18 protein-coding genes are annotated in these 16,205 nt (G+C 45.3%); 13 read left to right on the top strand and 5 right to left on the bottom strand.

Annotation, left to right across the window (positions count from 1 at the left end):
* Positions 1–205 precede the first annotated feature (205 nt).
* A complete protein-coding gene (locus V1467_RS09315) occupies positions 206–1,780 on the top strand; it encodes a cation:proton antiporter (RefSeq protein ID WP_416308516.1) in 1,575 nt (524 codons plus the stop codon).
* A gap of 12 nt (positions 1,781–1,792) precedes the next feature.
* On the opposite strand, the gene V1467_RS09310 is transcribed toward V1467_RS09315, so the two are convergent.
* Positions 1,793–2,242 (bottom strand): hypothetical protein, encoded by a 450-nt coding sequence (locus V1467_RS09310; RefSeq protein ID WP_416308515.1) that lies wholly within the window; start codon positions 2,240–2,242, stop codon positions 1,793–1,795.
* A 238-nt stretch (positions 2,243–2,480) separates the two neighbouring features.
* Between V1467_RS09310 and ccoN the strand changes: the two genes are divergently transcribed.
* The 11 genes from ccoN (at position 2,481) to ttcA (ending at position 12,250) form a co-directional block, all read left to right on the top strand.
* Positions 2,481–3,908, top strand: coding sequence for a cytochrome-c oxidase, cbb3-type subunit I (gene ccoN / locus V1467_RS09305; protein ID WP_416308514.1), 1,428 nt, complete (start codon positions 2,481–2,483; stop codon positions 3,906–3,908).
* A 12-nt stretch (positions 3,909–3,920) separates the two neighbouring features.
* A complete protein-coding gene (ccoO, locus tag V1467_RS09300; RefSeq protein WP_416308513.1) occupies positions 3,921–4,526 on the top strand; it encodes a cytochrome-c oxidase, cbb3-type subunit II in 606 nt (201 codons plus the stop codon).
* Between the two features lie 5 nt (positions 4,527–4,531).
* Positions 4,532–4,720 (top strand): cbb3-type cytochrome oxidase subunit 3, encoded by a 189-nt coding sequence (locus tag V1467_RS09295; RefSeq protein ID WP_416308512.1) that lies wholly within the window; start codon positions 4,532–4,534, stop codon positions 4,718–4,720.
* On the top strand, positions 4,713–5,666 hold the full coding sequence (gene ccoP / locus V1467_RS09290) for a cytochrome-c oxidase, cbb3-type subunit III (protein ID WP_416308511.1): 954 nt from the start codon (positions 4,713–4,715) through the stop codon (positions 5,664–5,666). Before V1467_RS09295 ends, ccoP begins: the two co-directional genes overlap by 8 nt.
* A 94-nt stretch (positions 5,667–5,760) precedes the next feature.
* Positions 5,761–6,246 carry a FixH family protein gene (locus tag V1467_RS09285; protein ID WP_416308510.1) on the top strand — a complete coding sequence of 162 codons (486 nt, stop codon included), beginning with the start codon at positions 5,761–5,763 and terminating at the stop codon, positions 6,244–6,246.
* On the top strand, positions 6,246–8,651 hold the full coding sequence (locus V1467_RS09280) for a heavy metal translocating P-type ATPase (protein ID WP_416308509.1): 2,406 nt from the start codon (positions 6,246–6,248) through the stop codon (positions 8,649–8,651). The genes V1467_RS09285 and V1467_RS09280 overlap by 1 nt, the downstream gene beginning before the upstream one ends.
* Positions 8,648–8,824: a cbb3-type cytochrome oxidase assembly protein CcoS gene (gene ccoS, locus V1467_RS09275; protein ID WP_416308508.1), complete on the top strand. Its 177-nt coding sequence runs from the start codon at positions 8,648–8,650 to the stop codon at positions 8,822–8,824. The genes V1467_RS09280 and ccoS overlap by 4 nt, the downstream gene beginning before the upstream one ends.
* Positions 8,817–9,473, top strand: coding sequence for a sulfite exporter TauE/SafE family protein (locus V1467_RS09270; protein WP_416308507.1), 657 nt, complete (start codon positions 8,817–8,819; stop codon positions 9,471–9,473). Before ccoS ends, V1467_RS09270 begins: the two co-directional genes overlap by 8 nt.
* A 30-nt stretch (positions 9,474–9,503) precedes the next feature.
* Entirely contained in the window at positions 9,504–10,196 is a 693-nt protein-coding gene (gene fnr, locus V1467_RS09265; RefSeq protein ID WP_416308506.1) for a fumarate/nitrate reduction transcriptional regulator Fnr, read from the top strand.
* Positions 10,197–10,334: 138 nt separating this feature from the next.
* Entirely contained in the window at positions 10,335–11,267 is a 933-nt protein-coding gene (gene uspE, locus V1467_RS09260) for a universal stress protein UspE (protein ID WP_416308505.1), read from the top strand.
* Between the two features lie 80 nt (positions 11,268–11,347).
* Positions 11,348–12,250 (top strand): tRNA 2-thiocytidine(32) synthetase TtcA, encoded by a 903-nt coding sequence (gene ttcA / locus V1467_RS09255; RefSeq protein WP_416308504.1) that lies wholly within the window; start codon positions 11,348–11,350, stop codon positions 12,248–12,250.
* Here ttcA and V1467_RS09250 read toward each other — a convergent pair.
* The 3 genes from V1467_RS09250 to V1467_RS09240 are packed head-to-tail and all read right to left on the bottom strand — an operon-like array spanning position 12,237 to position 14,411.
* On the bottom strand, positions 12,237–12,884 hold the full coding sequence (locus V1467_RS09250) for a DUF2987 domain-containing protein (RefSeq protein WP_416308503.1): 648 nt from the start codon (positions 12,882–12,884) through the stop codon (positions 12,237–12,239). The genes ttcA and V1467_RS09250 overlap by 14 nt on opposite strands.
* Positions 12,881–13,684 (bottom strand): glucosaminidase domain-containing protein, encoded by an 804-nt coding sequence (locus V1467_RS09245; protein WP_416308502.1) that lies wholly within the window; start codon positions 13,682–13,684, stop codon positions 12,881–12,883. Before V1467_RS09245 ends, V1467_RS09250 begins: the two co-directional genes overlap by 4 nt.
* Positions 13,662–14,411: a hypothetical protein gene (locus tag V1467_RS09240; RefSeq protein WP_416308501.1), complete on the bottom strand. Its 750-nt coding sequence runs from the start codon at positions 14,409–14,411 to the stop codon at positions 13,662–13,664. The genes V1467_RS09245 and V1467_RS09240 overlap by 23 nt, the downstream gene beginning before the upstream one ends.
* A 242-nt stretch (positions 14,412–14,653) precedes the next feature.
* Here V1467_RS09240 and V1467_RS09235 point away from each other — a divergent pair, with 242 nt between their 5' ends.
* Positions 14,654–15,265 carry a hypothetical protein gene (locus tag V1467_RS09235; protein WP_416308500.1) on the top strand — a complete coding sequence of 204 codons (612 nt, stop codon included), beginning with the start codon at positions 14,654–14,656 and terminating at the stop codon, positions 15,263–15,265.
* A 292-nt stretch (positions 15,266–15,557) separates the two neighbouring features.
* On the opposite strand, the gene V1467_RS09230 is transcribed toward V1467_RS09235, so the two are convergent.
* Positions 15,558–16,175: a LysE family translocator gene (locus V1467_RS09230; protein ID WP_416308674.1), complete on the bottom strand. Its 618-nt coding sequence runs from the start codon at positions 16,173–16,175 to the stop codon at positions 15,558–15,560.
* Positions 16,176–16,205: the final 30 nt, after the last annotated feature.

Genomic DNA, 16,205 nt, shown 5'->3' with positions numbered 1-16,205 from the left:
CACATACTTGGATAAAGATCCTAATATAAATAATGAATCTTAAAATAAACTGAAAATGCACAATTATAGTGAACTCAATCCTTCAAGATTATCAACCTTAAATATTACATAATTATAAATAACTTCAATAAGTTAGTTTAATACTGTCGTAAACTTGGTATAACTATAATTCAGTTCTACAAATGGATATCAGCAAGGAGTTAGTGTGGAATTTACCTGGATCCTAGTCGCGTTAGTATTTGGTGTTGGCGTCAGATTGTTGCGCTTTCCACCGCTAATCGGGTTCTTGCTGGCCGGTTTCGCGCTTAATTTTCTGGGCTACCAGGCCAACGATACACTGCACGCTCTGGCGGATATCGGTATTACCCTGATGCTGTTTACCATAGGGTTAAAACTCAATGTTATTGACTTGATTAAACGGGAAATCTGGCTGGGCGCGGTAACCAATATGTTGGTATGGATAGCCGCGTTCATTGGACTGGCGTCATTGCTTGGTATTATCGGGGTTGTTTATTTTGACGGTATGGATGTGAAAAATGCCGCCCTATTAGCCTTTGCCCTTAGTTTTAGCAGCACAGTATGCGTGGTCAAGGTGCTGGAAGAAAATGGCGAGATGAAAACCCGTCATGGCAAATTAGCCATCGGCGTGCTGGTTATGCAAGACGTGATTGCGGTGATTTTTTTGGTGGTAGCCACCGGAATCACCCCGTCCATCTGGGCGTTGGCGCTGGTATTACTATATTGGTTAAAACCCTTAATTGGCAAGCTGTTGCATCTGGCTGGACACGGTGAGTTATTACCTCTAACCGGTTTTTTTCTGGCGCTGGGCGGTTATGAACTATTCAGCTTGGTCGGTATCAAGGGGGATCTCGGTGCCTTGCTATTAGGCATGCTACTAAGTAAACATGTTAAGGCAGCCGAACTTAGTAAAGCCTTGTTAAGTTTTAAGGACTTGTTCCTGATTGGTTTTTTCATCTCTATCGGTTTTACCACTCTGCCCGATATGAATATGCTATTTGTTAGCCTGATACTGGCATTATTACTGCCGTTGAAATTCCTGTTGTTTTTTGGCTTATTTACGCGTTTGCAATTACGTGGTCGAACCGCCTACCTGTCTGGACAAGTGCTAAGCAACTACAGTGAATTCGGGCTTATTGTCGTCGCACTTTGTGTCAACCTGGGGCTGGTATCGACGGACTGGCTGGTTATTCTGGCGCTGTCGGTGTGCTTTTCATTTGTGTTGACCAGTATGGTGTATCAGCATTCTCACCAAAGCTACAACAGATTCAAGGACTTTATACGTCGCTTTGAACGACCAGAGCGTTTAAGGGAAGATATTCTTCATCAACCCAGAAACGCCGAAATGCTGGTCGTCGGTATGGGCCGTGTAGGTAAAGGTGCTTACGAGGCACTTTCTGCTGTATTGGGCGATAAAGTTTGGGGAATGGATGCCGACCGGGAGCGGGTTAAGAAACAGCGCAAAGCCGGTTGCAAGATCATGTTGGGCGACGCCGAGGATGTCGATTTATGGGAAAATATTGATCACAGTCATATCAAGCTTATTTTACTAGCCCTTCCTTCTATTGGTGATATCACCAATATTAACCAGCAACTGAAAAACGTTAACTATCAAGGTAAATTGGCGGCAATTGCCCGTTATGAAGATGAACGCCGCAAGTTGCTTAGCGCGGGCGTAGACAATGTATTTAACTTTTATACTGAAGCCGGTACTGGCTTTGCTGAAGAAAGCCTCACCTTAATGGGCCATTACAACCCGTAATTAAATCCGGATCTATCTATGAGTGCGAAAACGAAAATACAGCGTATCGGTTTGCTGCCTGTGTGTATTTTCAACTTCAAGCGTCATAAGCCACTGCATATCCGGTTCACTGCAACTGCCTAAAAATGTCACTGCCTGAGTCTGGTTGTTATCCACGGATTCAATAATCAGCGGAATTTTGCCCATATACATATTGATACCGGTTATCCAGCCACGGGTTATGTTATACCCGGAGGGCAAGGTAAAGGTGAGTGATAATTCTTCTTCAAGCGGGATCGACTCAGGCTGGATTTGCAACAGGATGGATTGCTCCCCTTGGTTGATTTCACATTGTCCGTGTTCCAGGCTGCAATAAGATTTATTCGCATCTGAGAGCTGGTGATTATTGATTTTGACTAATACAAATAATCCGGCCAGAAAAATTAACGCAAAAATTACGCCTGTGTGTTTTTTCTTTATCAATCAATTACCTATTGCAATTGGCTTTCAATTAGGAGGAGTGTGAATTATTGATTAAGATCAAGCAAGCGCCATTACGACTTTTCTTTTACCCCCAAGAAACGTATTATGCGCGCCGAATCAGCATGCCATTCAGGTTGAATTTCAAACAGTTAGCTTTCACTGCTGGCGAATTTTGGAATTTTACCTATGGTTAATTACGGGTTTGTTAACACACTTATAATACGGAAGATCCAGCAAGATGAGTGAAGTCAGTCAAGCACATCCTACTTACAATTATAAAGTTGTAAAACAGTTTTCAATTATGGCTGTTGTTTGGGGTATTATCGGCATGTCAATTGGGGTGCTTATTGCAGCTCAGCTAATTTGGCCCGAGTTAAACTTCAACACGCCATGGTTAACCTATTCACGTCTAAGACCCTTGCATACCAACGCCGTTATTTTCGCGTTCGGTGGATGCGCCTTGATTGCTACATCCTATTATGTGGTGCAACGGACCAGTCAGGTCAGACTATTCAGTGACAAGCTGGGGGCGTTTACCTTCTGGGGCTGGCAAGCCGTTATTGTATTGGCCATCATCACCTTACCCCAGGGAATGACTTCAACAAAGGAATATGCAGAGCTGGAATGGCCTATCGATATCCTTATCGCGGTGGTATGGATTGCGTATTTAATTAATTTCTTCGGCACTATTATTATCCGTAAGGTGTCGCATATCTACGTGGCTAACTGGTTCTACGGTGCCTTTATTATCACCATTGCGGTACTGCATATCGGTAACAGCATGGCCATTCCGGTTTCGCTGACCAAATCCTATTCTATGTATGCCGGGGCCGTGGACGCCATGATGCAATGGTGGTACGGGCATAACGCTGTGGGGTTCTTTTTGACCGCCGGTTTCCTTGGCATGATGTATTACTTTATTCCCAAACAGGCAGGACGTCCGGTCTACTCCTACCGTTTGTCTGTGGTCCACTTCTGGGCACTTATTTCCCTGTATATCTGGGCCGGCCCCCACCACTTACATTACACCGCCCTGCCTGACTGGGTTCAGTCTGTTGGTATGGTGATGTCAATCATTCTGTTTTTGCCTTCATGGGGCGGGATGATCAACGGTATTATGACCTTATCCGGTGCCTGGGATAAATTGCGTCACGATCCGGTGTTACGCTTTTTGATTGTATCTTTGTCATTCTATGGCATGTCGACCTTTGAAGGTCCCATGATGGCGATTAAAACCGTAAACGCATTATCCCATTACACCGACTGGACTATCGGTCATGTGCATTCCGGAGCCTTAGGTTGGGTTGCCATGGTATCTATAGGTTCTCTCTATCATCTTATTCCGGTGTTATTCGGTAAAGCCCGTATGTACAGTTATAAACTGGTTAATATCCATTTCTGGCTGGCCACTATCGGCGTGGTGCTATATATCGTCGCTATGTGGATATCCGGTGTTATGCAAGGCATGATGTGGCGTGCGGTAAACGCAGATGGCACCTTGACTTACAGCTTTGTAGAAAGTCTGGAAGCCTCCAAACCCTTCTATTTTGTTCGTTTCTTGGGTGGCTGTTTTATTGTTACCGGCATGTTGATTATGGCGTACAACTGTTACCGCACAGTGCGCGGTAACGAAGCCCATTTACAACTTGAACCTAAAGCAGCATAAGAGGCCAAATCCATGAAGAATATGCATGAAGCAGTTGAAAAAAATGCGGGATTGATGGCCATACTGATCCTGATTGTGATCAGTTTTGGTGCCATGGTTGAAATATTACCTCTGATGTACCAGAAAGAAACTACTACGCCGGTTGATGGACTTAAGCCTTATACCGCACTGCAACTCGAAGGTCGTGACATTTATATCCGTGAAGGTTGTGTGGGTTGTCATTCGCAAATGATCCGCCCTTTCCGCGCAGAAACCGAACGATACGGTCACTACTCGGTGGCGGGTGAATCAGTATGGGAACATCCGTTTTTGTGGGGTTCCAAACGTACTGGTCCCGATTTAGCACGGGTTGGCGGACGTTACAGTGACGAGTGGCATCATATGCATTTACATAACCCTCGTGCAGTGGTGCCAGAATCCAATATGCCAGCCTTTCCCTGGCTGGAAGAAAATACCTTGTCCGGTGAGTTGACCGCTAAAAAAATGACAATCTTCCGTGATTTTGGCGTGCCCTACACCGATGAAGATATTGAAGGTGCTAAAGCTGCTGTTGTTGGCAAAACAGAAATGGAAGCGTTGATTGCCTATCTGCAATCCTTGGGTACGGCACTGAAGTAATCATTATGGATCACGCATTTACCAACACAATTTATACCGTACTCGTCTTTGTCATTTTTATTGGCATTGTCTTATGGGCGTACAGTAGTAAATCAAAAAAGAGCTTTGATGAAGCCGCTAATTTGATTTTTGACGACGAGAAAAACGAACAAAAAACGGAACAAAAAAATCGGGAGTCATCTAAACATGAGTAGTTTCTGGACTATTTGGATCTCTGTTATCACGCTGGGATCCATTCTTGGGTGTTACTTGCTACTTCGTTGGTGTTTGTCTAATCGCACCGGTGTCGAAGAAGGCAAGCCAATGGATCATGAATTTGACGGCATTGTTGAAATCAACAATCCGCTACCTCATTGGTGGACGATATTATTTTACATCACCATGGTTTGGGGGCTGGTATATTTTGTACTTTACCCCGGACTAGGCTCCTGGCAAGGTCTGTGGGGCTGGAAAAGTTCCAATCAGGGTATCCTGAACATTGAAGAAGGTAAGCAAGCCACCGAATTAGCCAAGGAACAAGGTTTGGTGGTGCAATATGATCGTGAACTGGAACACGCCAAGGAAACTTACGGCCCTATATTTGCCGCTTATGCCAAACAGGACATTGAAAGTTTGTCAAACAATATGGAAGCCGCCAAAGTGGGACAACGCCTGTTTCTGCAAAACTGTTCGCAATGCCATGGTTCAGATGCACGCGGTGGTACAGGCTTTCCTAATCTGACAGATAATGACTGGCTACATGGCGGTAGTGCTGCTGATATTAAAACCACTATCATGAATGGTCGTCATGGTGCGATGCCAGCCTGGGGTGAATCTCTGGGAGAACAAGGTGTTAAAGAGGTAGTTGCCTACGCATTGAGCCTCAGTGGCCGTAAGGTGGACCAAACACTGGCAGATAAAGGTAAAGTGCGTTTCGCCATCTGCGCAGCCTGCCATGGTCAGGACGGTAAAGGTAATATTGCTATGGGTGCACCTAATCTGACTGATAACATCTGGTTATACGGCGGCAGTGAACGTGCTGTGACTGAAACAGTCACCTATGGTCGAAATGGCGTAATGCCGGTATGGAAAGATATTCTTGGCGAAGAAAAAATTCATGTTATTAGTGCATATGTGTATGGGCTGTCGCACAACAAGTAACATTTTCGTCTTGCTTTCATTCAACCAGTATTAAGCAATAATTATTACGATAGCCCCGTTTTGATGCGGGGCTTTTTTATGAGTAAAATTAATCATGAACACCCCTACCCCCTGGTATAAACAGTTTTGGCCCTGGTTTTTGATCTTTGTGCCGGTCATTACCGTTATTGTCAGTATGAACCTGATGTATGTTGCAATAAACACTGAAGATAGCCTGGTGGTTGATGATTATTACAAGCAAGGCAAGGCAATTAATATCCAGTTGGAGAAAATACAGAAAGCGCGTGAATTAGGTATTCAGGGTAAATTGTCGGTTGAGCCTCACCGTATAGTTGTGCAACTTGAATCTGACCAGCCGTTAGATGGCAGTGCGCTGAGACTGGATTTTCATCACGCCACCTTAAGCAAACAGGACTTTCAGGTTAATTTATTGCGCAACGCAACCGGCCAATATGTGGCCGAATATGAACACGTTATCGATGGAAAGTGGCACCTGACACTCACTTCGTTTGACCAGAAATGGAAAATCCAGCAAGTGGTAACTTTCCCTCATCAGGACGAGATTGCGTTAATTCCCTGATGAACGCTTTTTGCTACCACTGCCATCAACCTCTTGCCCCTCAGGATAATTTTCCGGCACTGGTGCTGGGTGAACAACGCCAGATGTGTTGTCCCGGATGCCAGGCAGTAGCCAATGCTATTGTCGACGGTGGGATGGAAGATTATTACCGCTTTCGTACCGAGTCGGCCGAAAAAGCCAACGTTGATTTAGAGCAAGTTATTGAACAGATCAGCGCGTTTGATGATCAGGCATTTCAGCAGGAATTCGTTTCCCAACAGGGCGAATTGAGCGAAGTACAGCTAACCGTAGAAGGTATTAGCTGTGCAGCCTGTGGCTGGTTGATTGAAAGGCAGTTAAGTCGGATTAATGGGATAAGCCAGATAGCTGTGAATGTCTCGGCGCGCCGGGCCACGGTCAAATGGCACAGCCAACAAACCAGCCTGAGTGCGATTTTGCGTAGCGTCGAGAATATTGGCTATCATGCCCTGCCGTTCCAGCCTGATACCCATGAGGCGTCATACCGGAAAGAAAACAAGCAGTTCCTCAAGCGACTCGGGCTCGCCGGGATCATGACAATGCAGTTAATGATGTTGGCATTTGGACTGTATTTTGGCCTTTTTGGTGATATCGAACCGCAGACCCAGGCCTATTTTCATGCCATCAGCTTTATTTTGTGTGCTCCGGTGGTGGGATATTCCGGGCAAGGCTTTTATCGCAGCGCATTCAATGCATTGCGACATAAAACCGTGAATATGGATGTACCTATCAGTCTGGCTATCCTTGGGGCCTTTATCGCCAGCGGCTGGGCGACAATGACCGAACAAGGTATAGTCTATTTTGAATCTGTCGCGATGTTTATCTTTTTACTGCTGATTAGCCGTTATCTTGAACATCGTTCTCGCCATCATGCGGCCGAGATATCCGCCAATATCATCAAACATATGCCGGTTAGCGCTAACCTTATAAAACAAAACGGCACAATTCAGACCTGCCTGGCCAAACAACTGCTGCCAGGACAAACCATTCTGGTCAGAGCCGGTGAAATGGTGCCTATCGATGGTTGTGTTGTTGTGGGTCACAGCCAGGTGGATGAATCGATGTTAAGTGGTGAATTCGAACCCGTCACCAAGCAACACAACGACCATGTTTATGGCGGCACGATCAATCATTCTGGCGTATTGCAGGTTCGCGTCGAAACAGACTGGAGCAAGGCGCTAATAAACCAGATTGTGCGCCTGCAGGAAATGGCGCTGGCAACCAAACCCCGAATCGCCTTGCTGGCTGACAAGGTTTCCCGTTATTTTGTGGTTGCGGTGTTAGTTATTGCATTAGCAACTTATACATTTTGGACGCTACAAGGTAATCCTCAGGCCTTTTATATAACTATTGCGGTTCTGGTGGCGACCTGTCCCTGTGCGCTGGGGCTGGCAACACCCACGGCGCTGACCTGCGCTATCGCCAATTTAAATCGCCAAGGTTTGTTGGTAAAAAAAGCGGATGTACTGGAAAACCTGCAACACATCAATACGCTAGCGTTTGATAAAACCGGCACTTTGACCGAAGGACGCTTTTCGCTAACAAAAGCGGTTAATTTCTCTAGTCTGGCGGACAACACTATTCAGCGTATCGCAGCCAGTATCGAACAGCATTCGGAACACCCAATTGCCAGCGCCTTTTCACCGGTTGATGACGTGCTCGCATGTACAGATGTGCAAATAACTCAGGGGGGCGGCCTGAGTGCAACTATTGAAGGGATTAATTATCGGCTTGGTTCGGCCCGCTTTGTGCAATATAACATCCCGGAACAACACCAGGTCGCCCGGGTATTCTTGGCAGATCAACATCAGTTGCTGGCGGCGTTTTATGTTGATGATGTGCTCAGACCACAGGCTGACAGTTTATTTGCGCAACTTAGAAGTCAAGAGTTCAGTAATATCGAAACTCACCTTATTAGTGGGGATAACCAAACCAGCGTTGCGACGTTGGCCAAACAGCTTAATATCCAGCATTACCATGCCGCCTGCTCACCGCAACAAAAATACGCTGTTATTCAGCAGCTTCAACAACAGGGTAAAAACGTCTTGATGGTGGGAGATGGCATTAATGACAGTCCGGTATTAGCCGTCGCCGATACCTCTATTGCTGTAGGCAACGCGTCTGAGCTTGCGAAAAACAGCGCAGATATTGTACTGCTGAATAACCAGCTGGATTTAATTGCATATTTACTCAAGGTGGCACGATTAGCTAATCGTAAAATTAGGCAAAATATTGGCTGGGCAGTAGGATACAATCTGCTGATATTACCTCTCGCCGTTAGCGGATTATTGACTCCCTGGATGGCGGTAGCCGGTATGTCGTTAAGCTCGGTTATTGTGGTAAGCAACTCTTTGCGCATTTTGAAATATCAGGGCCATAAACCATGAATATTTTATATTTACTGATCCCTCTTGCCATATTATTGGTGTGTATCGGTCTGGCTGCTTTTTTCTGGGCGGTTAAATCCGATCAGTTTGATGATTTGGAGCGTCACGGTCACAGTATTTTGTTTGACGACGATTTAAAAAAGCCCGAATCAACCCGCAATCAAGATGAATGATATTAGTTTGCTCTCAGCTTTGCTGGTAGGTATTGCCGGTAGTGTGCATTGCGTGGGCATGTGCGGCGGTATTGTTGGCGCACTCACTTTTGCAATTCCCGCCAGAGCTAATCCAGTTCCTTATATGCTGGCCTATAATCTGGGCCGGATCAGCAGTTACACCCTCGCCGGTGCCCTAACAGGCTATTTAGGCAAACTATTTTCACATCAAGTCCATCAAGGGCTGGTTTGGTTACAACTGCTGAGCGGTGCGTTTTTGCTGTTGCTGGCCTGCTACATCGGCGGTTGGTGGAAAGTCCTCAGCCAACTGGAAAAACTGGGAGGCTATTTTTGGCGCAGAATATCCCCCTTGAGTAAACGTTTTATCCCCTTTTCAAGCCCTGCCGCGGCCCTGCCCTATGGTCTGATCTGGGGCTGGCTTCCCTGTGGGCTGGTATATTCTACCCTGGTATGGAGTTTAGCCAGCGGCTCGGCAGTCGATGGCGCACTGACAATGCTATTTTTTGGTTTAGGAACTTTGCCTGCTCTGTTAATATTAGGCGCGTTGGGAACCCAATTAAAGCAATACCTGTCCTTAGCTGTTACCCGACAGATTATGGCGGTCATGTTATTGGGGTTTTCGTTCTATATTCTGTTAACCGCCCTATAGATACTTTTTTATATTGTTTGTGAGGGGAAAATGCAGAAATTGCAACAAGGTCTTTGCTGTCAGCAATGTCATTTTAGCCAGTTGTGTTTGCCTTATTCCTTTAATGGTAAGGAAATTGAACGTCTGGATGATATTGTGGTACGCAAAAATCCGTATCAGAAACAGCAGCGCTTATATATATCTGGTCAGCCGCTGGTTGCCTTATACGCCGTACGCTCCGGCTCTTTCAAATCCTTCACCTTATCCGAAAATGGTGAAGAGCAGATTATTGCCTTTCATTTTCCCGGCGATATTATCGGCTTTGACGGTTTGGCATCCATGCATCATCAAAGCTATACCGAAGCACTTGAAACCTCAATGGTTTGTGAAATTCCCTACGATACGCTGGATCACCTCGCCGGCGTATTTCCCAAACTCCGGCAACAAATTACCCGTATCATGAGCGGTATGTTATGCCAACATCAAGGCATGTTATTGCAACTTAACCAGCGCTCTGCCAGTGAGCGTGTTCTGCATTTTCTTGCTTCACTTGGACAACGCTTTGGTGAAAGAGGTTTTTCGAACAAAGTGTTCCGTTTAAGCATGACCCGCAGCGATATGGCCAACTATTTGGGCTTGTCAATCGAGACCGTTAGCCGGCTTCTAACCCAGTTACAGCGGGACAACAAAATAGAAGTTGAAGGCAAGCAGATCACCCTGTTGGACAACGTAATTGCGAGTTGACAGACAGCGGGCTTATTTCCTCCCAATCGGGGTTAATAATTGATCTAATTGATAAAATCAGAGTGGCGAAGAGCTGATTCCCTGCATAGACTGAAGGTATAGATAAATGAGTTTGCTTGTCAGTCGGAGGATATCGTTATGTTGAAATGTCAAAAAATACTTGCCGTCATTGATCCATCTGTTGAAGAACAAAAGTCGCTAAAAAGAGCACTGCACCTCGCCCGTAAAACCGACGCAAGTATTACTGCGCTGCTAACCATTTATGATTTTTCTTATGAAATGACCACCATGCTGTCGGTTACCGAACGTGAATCGATGCGCCAGTCGGTGGTTGACGACCGAACCGAATGGTTAAGTGCGATTATAGAGCAACACAATCCCGACAGTCAGACCCGTATCGATATTAAAGTCGTGTGGCACAACCGGCCATTCGAGAGCATTATCCATGAAGTGATCCAGGCTAACTATGATTTGGTGATTAAAGGTACCCACGAACACGGCGTGCTAAAAGCCGTGGTATTTACCCCTACGGATTGGCATTTAATGCGTAAATGCCCTGCCCCGGTATTGTTGGTCAAAGAGCAGGAATGGCCGGAAAACGGCAATATACTGGCGGCGGTGAGTGCAGGAACTGAAGATCAGGAACATCAATCACTGAATAACAAATTGGCTAAATGTGCCAAAGACTTTGCCGCCATCCTGCATGCCAATGTTCATCTGGTTAACGCCTACCCTGGCACACCGGTTAATATTGCCATTGAAATCCCTGAATTTGATCCTCAGCACTACAATGAGTCAGTACGTGATTATCATATCAACTCAATGAACGAATTTTGTCAGCGACATGATTTCAACTCCTCCTACAGCCATGTCAGAGAGGGGTTGCCGGAAAGTGCCATTCCTCTGGTCGCCAAGGATATCAATGCTGAGCTGGTGATTATTGGCACCGTGGGACGCACGGGTATTTCCGCCGCATTAATTGGTAATACGGCCGAACACGTTATCGATTCACTGGATTGTGATGTATTGACTATCAAGCCCGAAGGTTTTAAGTCACCACTGGAAAATTAGCCTGGTGCCACGACAGGTGGGTATAATTTCAATTTAGATTAATTCAGGTATAATCCGCCCCGCTATTTTCAGGGGTAACTATGAGCCAGATTGAAGCCTTAACGGCCAAGCAAAAATACAGTTTTAACAAATTGCAGAAACGTCTACGTCGCCATGTCGGACAGGCAATTGCCGATTTCAACATGATTGAAGATGGCGATAAAGTCATGGTGTGTCTGTCTGGTGGCAAGGATAGCTACACCATGCTGGATATATTGCTTTTCTTGCGCCGCATCGCCCCTATCCACTTTGATATTGTTGCTGTAAACCTGGACCAGAAGCAACCCGGCTTTCCCGAGCATGTGTTACCTGCGTATCTTGAGTCGGTTGGTGTGGACTATAAAATCGTTGAGGAAGACACCTACTCTATTGTGATCGATAAAGTCCCGGAAGGTAAAACTACCTGTTCGTTATGTTCCCGCTTGCGCCGGGGCATTTTATATCGTACCGCAACTGAGCTGGGAGCCACTAAAATCGCCTTAGGCCACCACCGCGATGATATGCTCGAAACCTTGTTTCTGAATATGTTTTATGGCGGAAAAATTAAGGCGATGCCGCCCAAACTGGTCAGTGACGATGGCAAGCAGATGGTGATCAGACCGCTAGCCTATTGCACCGAAAAAGATATTGCCCGTTATTCTGAGCTGGTTGATTTTCCTATTATTCCCTGCAACTTATGTGGCTCTCAGGAAAACTTGCAGCGTAAAGCGATTAAAACCATGCTGCAAGACTGGGATAAGCGTTTTCCGGGGCGAATAGAGAGCATGGCCAGAAGCTTGCAAAATGTGACGCCCTCCCACTTGGCCGATGCTAATTTATTTGATTTTAAAGGGCTAACAACTCAGTTAACCCCTTATCAGGATGGCGACACTGCATTTGATCAGCCCGAGTTCTCAGCGCCTGCAGATGATAGCGAGCAGGTACAAGTGATCAATCTTGGCTAACAAATACGGTAATTTTTTCCGGCACGGGAGAAAAAGCAATTTCTCCCTGCTTTCCATCAAGCCATTCCCGTTTCAAAATTAACTGCTGTTTTTCCATCGGCAGGCCCGATACCGGCTGGTTATCCAGGGTGATATCGATATCGTTTTGGGCAAACTCCAGCAGGATCCCGTCGGCTGAGGGCATCAGAAAAGACAGAAAACTGCCCATATCGTCGAAGAAAATATCAAACTGATGTAAAAATGCGCTGAGCTCAGCTATTGTCATGGTCTGTTTTATCAGCTCCGGCTTTATCTGGATCTGAACCGACATATCACATTGGTTGGCCGGCTGAACTAAGTCGATTTCGACTTGTGCATTGGCTAACTTCAGGGCTTTTTCTGTGGGTAATGTAAATCGTCTGTCAGCTGTGACTTCCAGTGGAATATCCACTTTCTGGGTATGAATAGTGGCGCTGTTTATCTGACATAGCCCCGAGGTACCGACCTGTTTAAATCCAAAAGCAAATTCCAGTTGATTGAGATCTTCGTCGTCTATTTTGCGCAAATGCGAATAAAAGGTGCCGTATTCAACCGTTAAGGATTCGGCAAAAGTATTAAACCCGCAAAAAGCCAGCAGAACTAAAGCGTACTTCATTGCATATATTTCCGGTTATGGCGGATCATGGCTACCAGTTCATCTACGTATTCTTCCCTACGGGTTGAATAATTGATCAATCCCTGCGCAATCGCTTCCGGTGTCAGGCTTTGTTCTTTTTGTCTTAAATCAGCCCTTATCATACGCAAATCTGAATAGGCGTAATAACTGTTCAGATTGAGTAAATAGGTGCGCACCGCGTGAGACAGGTCACGAAACTTGGCGACTTCATGGGCGGCTTCTTCATCCCGTTGTTTGGGCACAAAGCCACAACCTTTGCGGTAACACCACAAGCCGAAAAAGTTGTAACCATGCTTTGCAAAACGGGATGTGCCCCAGGCCGATTCATTGGCCGCTTGCACCAGGGTTAACTCTACAGGGATGGTATCAACTCGTCTTAACAAGGTATTCCACTGTACCTCGTTTTCGGGCGCACCATTCATCTGATATTGCACGGCCAAGGTGGTCAACCGCTGTTGTTCATTGGCGCTTGGTGGCTTGCCTTGCTGCACCTTTTGGCGCAACTCCAGTAAAAATCTGCGTTCCTGCTTAATGACACGGTTCTGTTTTTCCAGCTCCGGTCGCAAGTAACTAAAAAATGCCTGCTTTTTCTTCTTCACCGAACGGATCTTGGCAAAATCCGGAACCAGTAATAAAGCTGTTTCAGGTTCCTGTTGTGGCTTTATTTTGGGTGCCGGATACCAGAACGGATAGATCAGCGCGACAATAAATATTAGCGTGATTAAGCTACGAAACAGGATTTGTGACCAAGATTTTTTATGCATCGAATACTGACTCATCTTTTCCCTGTCCTTGCTGTTTCTCTGGAGCAAATTTGATCCGGGTGCCGAATATGTTTCGATACAAGACACCTTTAACGTTGTAATAAAACGGGCCAACCCAAATGTAGGCTAAACCAAGGGTAAACGCACACAACATCATCAATGCTAAAAACAGCACGAATAATAAACCAAATTGCCATAATTTGTGATTAACGACCTTAATGGAATACCAGATGGCTTTTAGTGGCGGTAATTTTCGTTCCGCGACCAAAGGAATCGCAAAACAGCTGGTAATCAATAAATAAATGCCGGGCAAGATAAACAGACTTAGCCCAATATTGATTAGCAGGCCGGTGGCCAACTCAGTTACACCCAGTATCAGCATATGAGGGATAAAGCGGAACAAATCGCCAAACCGGGACTGTCCACCGAGACTATGAGAGATCCCCATCATTTGCACAGCAGTCATGATGGGGGTGATTAAGATGGTGATGGTCATTGCCGCCAGTGGATTAATACGGCTTTGCAACTGGGCCAAATCCGTCATGCTATGAACCGGAACAAAAAATGCGATCAAGGCATAGCTGATAGCCACCGCCAGTAAAATTCCTTGTAACATGACCCACTTAGTATGTCGGGTATTTTCCCACCCTTCGCGCAAAACCGACTTAAGATCCAGTTCAAAATTCCCCTGTAGTGCTTTTTCCAAATCACCACCAATTTGTATTTGATATTTTTCAGACAAGGTTTAAACCATCCTGTTATTAGCAGCGACTATTATATCAAAGAGAGTAGCAATATGTTCTACATACCTATCAATAACTTGGTCAATTGCATCAAGATTTGGTTAGCTTTACACAATATTTCGTTGAAGCAGTATGATGTGACTGTGTAAGCAATTGATATACAAGGTTATTATTTATGGCATCAGTTTTGCTTTTCGGACTATAAGCACAATTAACTTAAATTAATAATATGGACAACAAAATGAAAAAAACATCTGTAGTTTTACTTTTATCCGCGTTGATTACAATTCCTGTCATGGCTAAAGAAAGTGTCACTATTAAAGATAAATTTGACGTCGTCGAAGACAGCCAGATTGAAATTCACGTCCCGGTGGGCGAATTTGAACTAACCACTCATGACGGCCACTATATTGAACTAAGCGTCAAAGTCGAGGAACAAGACAATAGCTGGTTTTCATCAGCCGATTTGGATGATGTCGAATTAACCAAACAAGTTAGTCACAGTCGTATTTTTCTGGAGATTGACGAAGAAGATACCAAACAGACCTGGCAAATCAGCGTTCCTGCCGATGCCAATATCAATCTTGATATGGGAGTCGGAGAAGCCAAGTTAAAACAGCTCAGCCGCGATGTAAAAGCCGAGCTTGGCGTGGGTGAGCTGAGTATTGAAGTCAGCAGTGACAACTATAAAAGTATCAATCTTGAGTCTGGGGTGGGAGAAGCATCATTACGTGGATTCAAGCAATCAGAGTCATCAAGGGCACTGATTTCAGAAGAGGCTTATTGGCAAGGTAGCGGTAAATATATGATTGATGCTCAAGTTGGTGTGGGCGAAGTCAGTGTTTCTCGATAGTCACCAGTTCGCCATCTCATTATAAAATGGGATGGCGTGTTGATTAACACTTCACTCTAAATTAACCCCAACTCGGGATAAGAAATGTCGTTTATATTTACAAACGGTAAATAATTCAGATAGTCATATTATTCACTCAACCATTGTTGAATAAATAGTTTACTCAATGACGACATTTTTGTGCCTGGCAAGGCGGGGTTTCGTGCGTCATAGCGGGTTATGACTAGAAAGCCCAACGCTGCTAGGTGCAAAAAGAGCGTTATTGAGAGGCGTGGCTTATCCCGAGCTGGGGTTAAATTAAATCTGACACCACCAGTTTTACCGCCAACCCAATTAGCAACACGCCCATTGCTCGATCAAACCAGTGGCCATGACGACCAATAAACTGGCGTATCTTGCTATAACTCAACAGACAAGATAATAAACAGAACCATAGACCAGTGGCGAACGCCAGGTAGCCGCCGTAAAACACTTTTATGTTCATGGGGGTTTGGGCAGAAATCACGACCGCAAACAGGGATAAGAAAAACAATGTGGCTTTAGGATTTAAACCATTGGTCAAAAAACCTCTGACAAAGGCTTTTTTATCGGATAGGTGCAAGCTTTGGCCATTTTGCTGGTCGGTGTACGAACCGGCACTACTGCGAATAGCAGCAAAACCGATCCAGGCTAAATAAGCCGCGGCCAGATAAGACATCGTCTGAAAAATCCACGGTGTGGTTTTGATGATTAAACCAATCCCCAGCAAGGAATAACAAACGTGCAGCAATATAGCCAAACCAATGCCGATACTGGTCATCACTGCCGCCCTTCGGCCGAAACGGATACTATGGCGCAACACTATGGCAAAGTCTGGTCCCGGGCTGGCCACCGCCAGCAAATGTATCAACGCAATGGTATAAAACTCCATTTGATATAACTGCAAGGTTTCTAGCACGAA

The organism is Neptunicella plasticusilytica (assembly GCF_047922965.1).
GTDB lineage: Bacteria > Pseudomonadota > Gammaproteobacteria > Enterobacterales > Alteromonadaceae > Neptunicella > Neptunicella plasticusilytica.
This window is presented reverse-complemented; position numbering and strand designations above follow the sequence as displayed.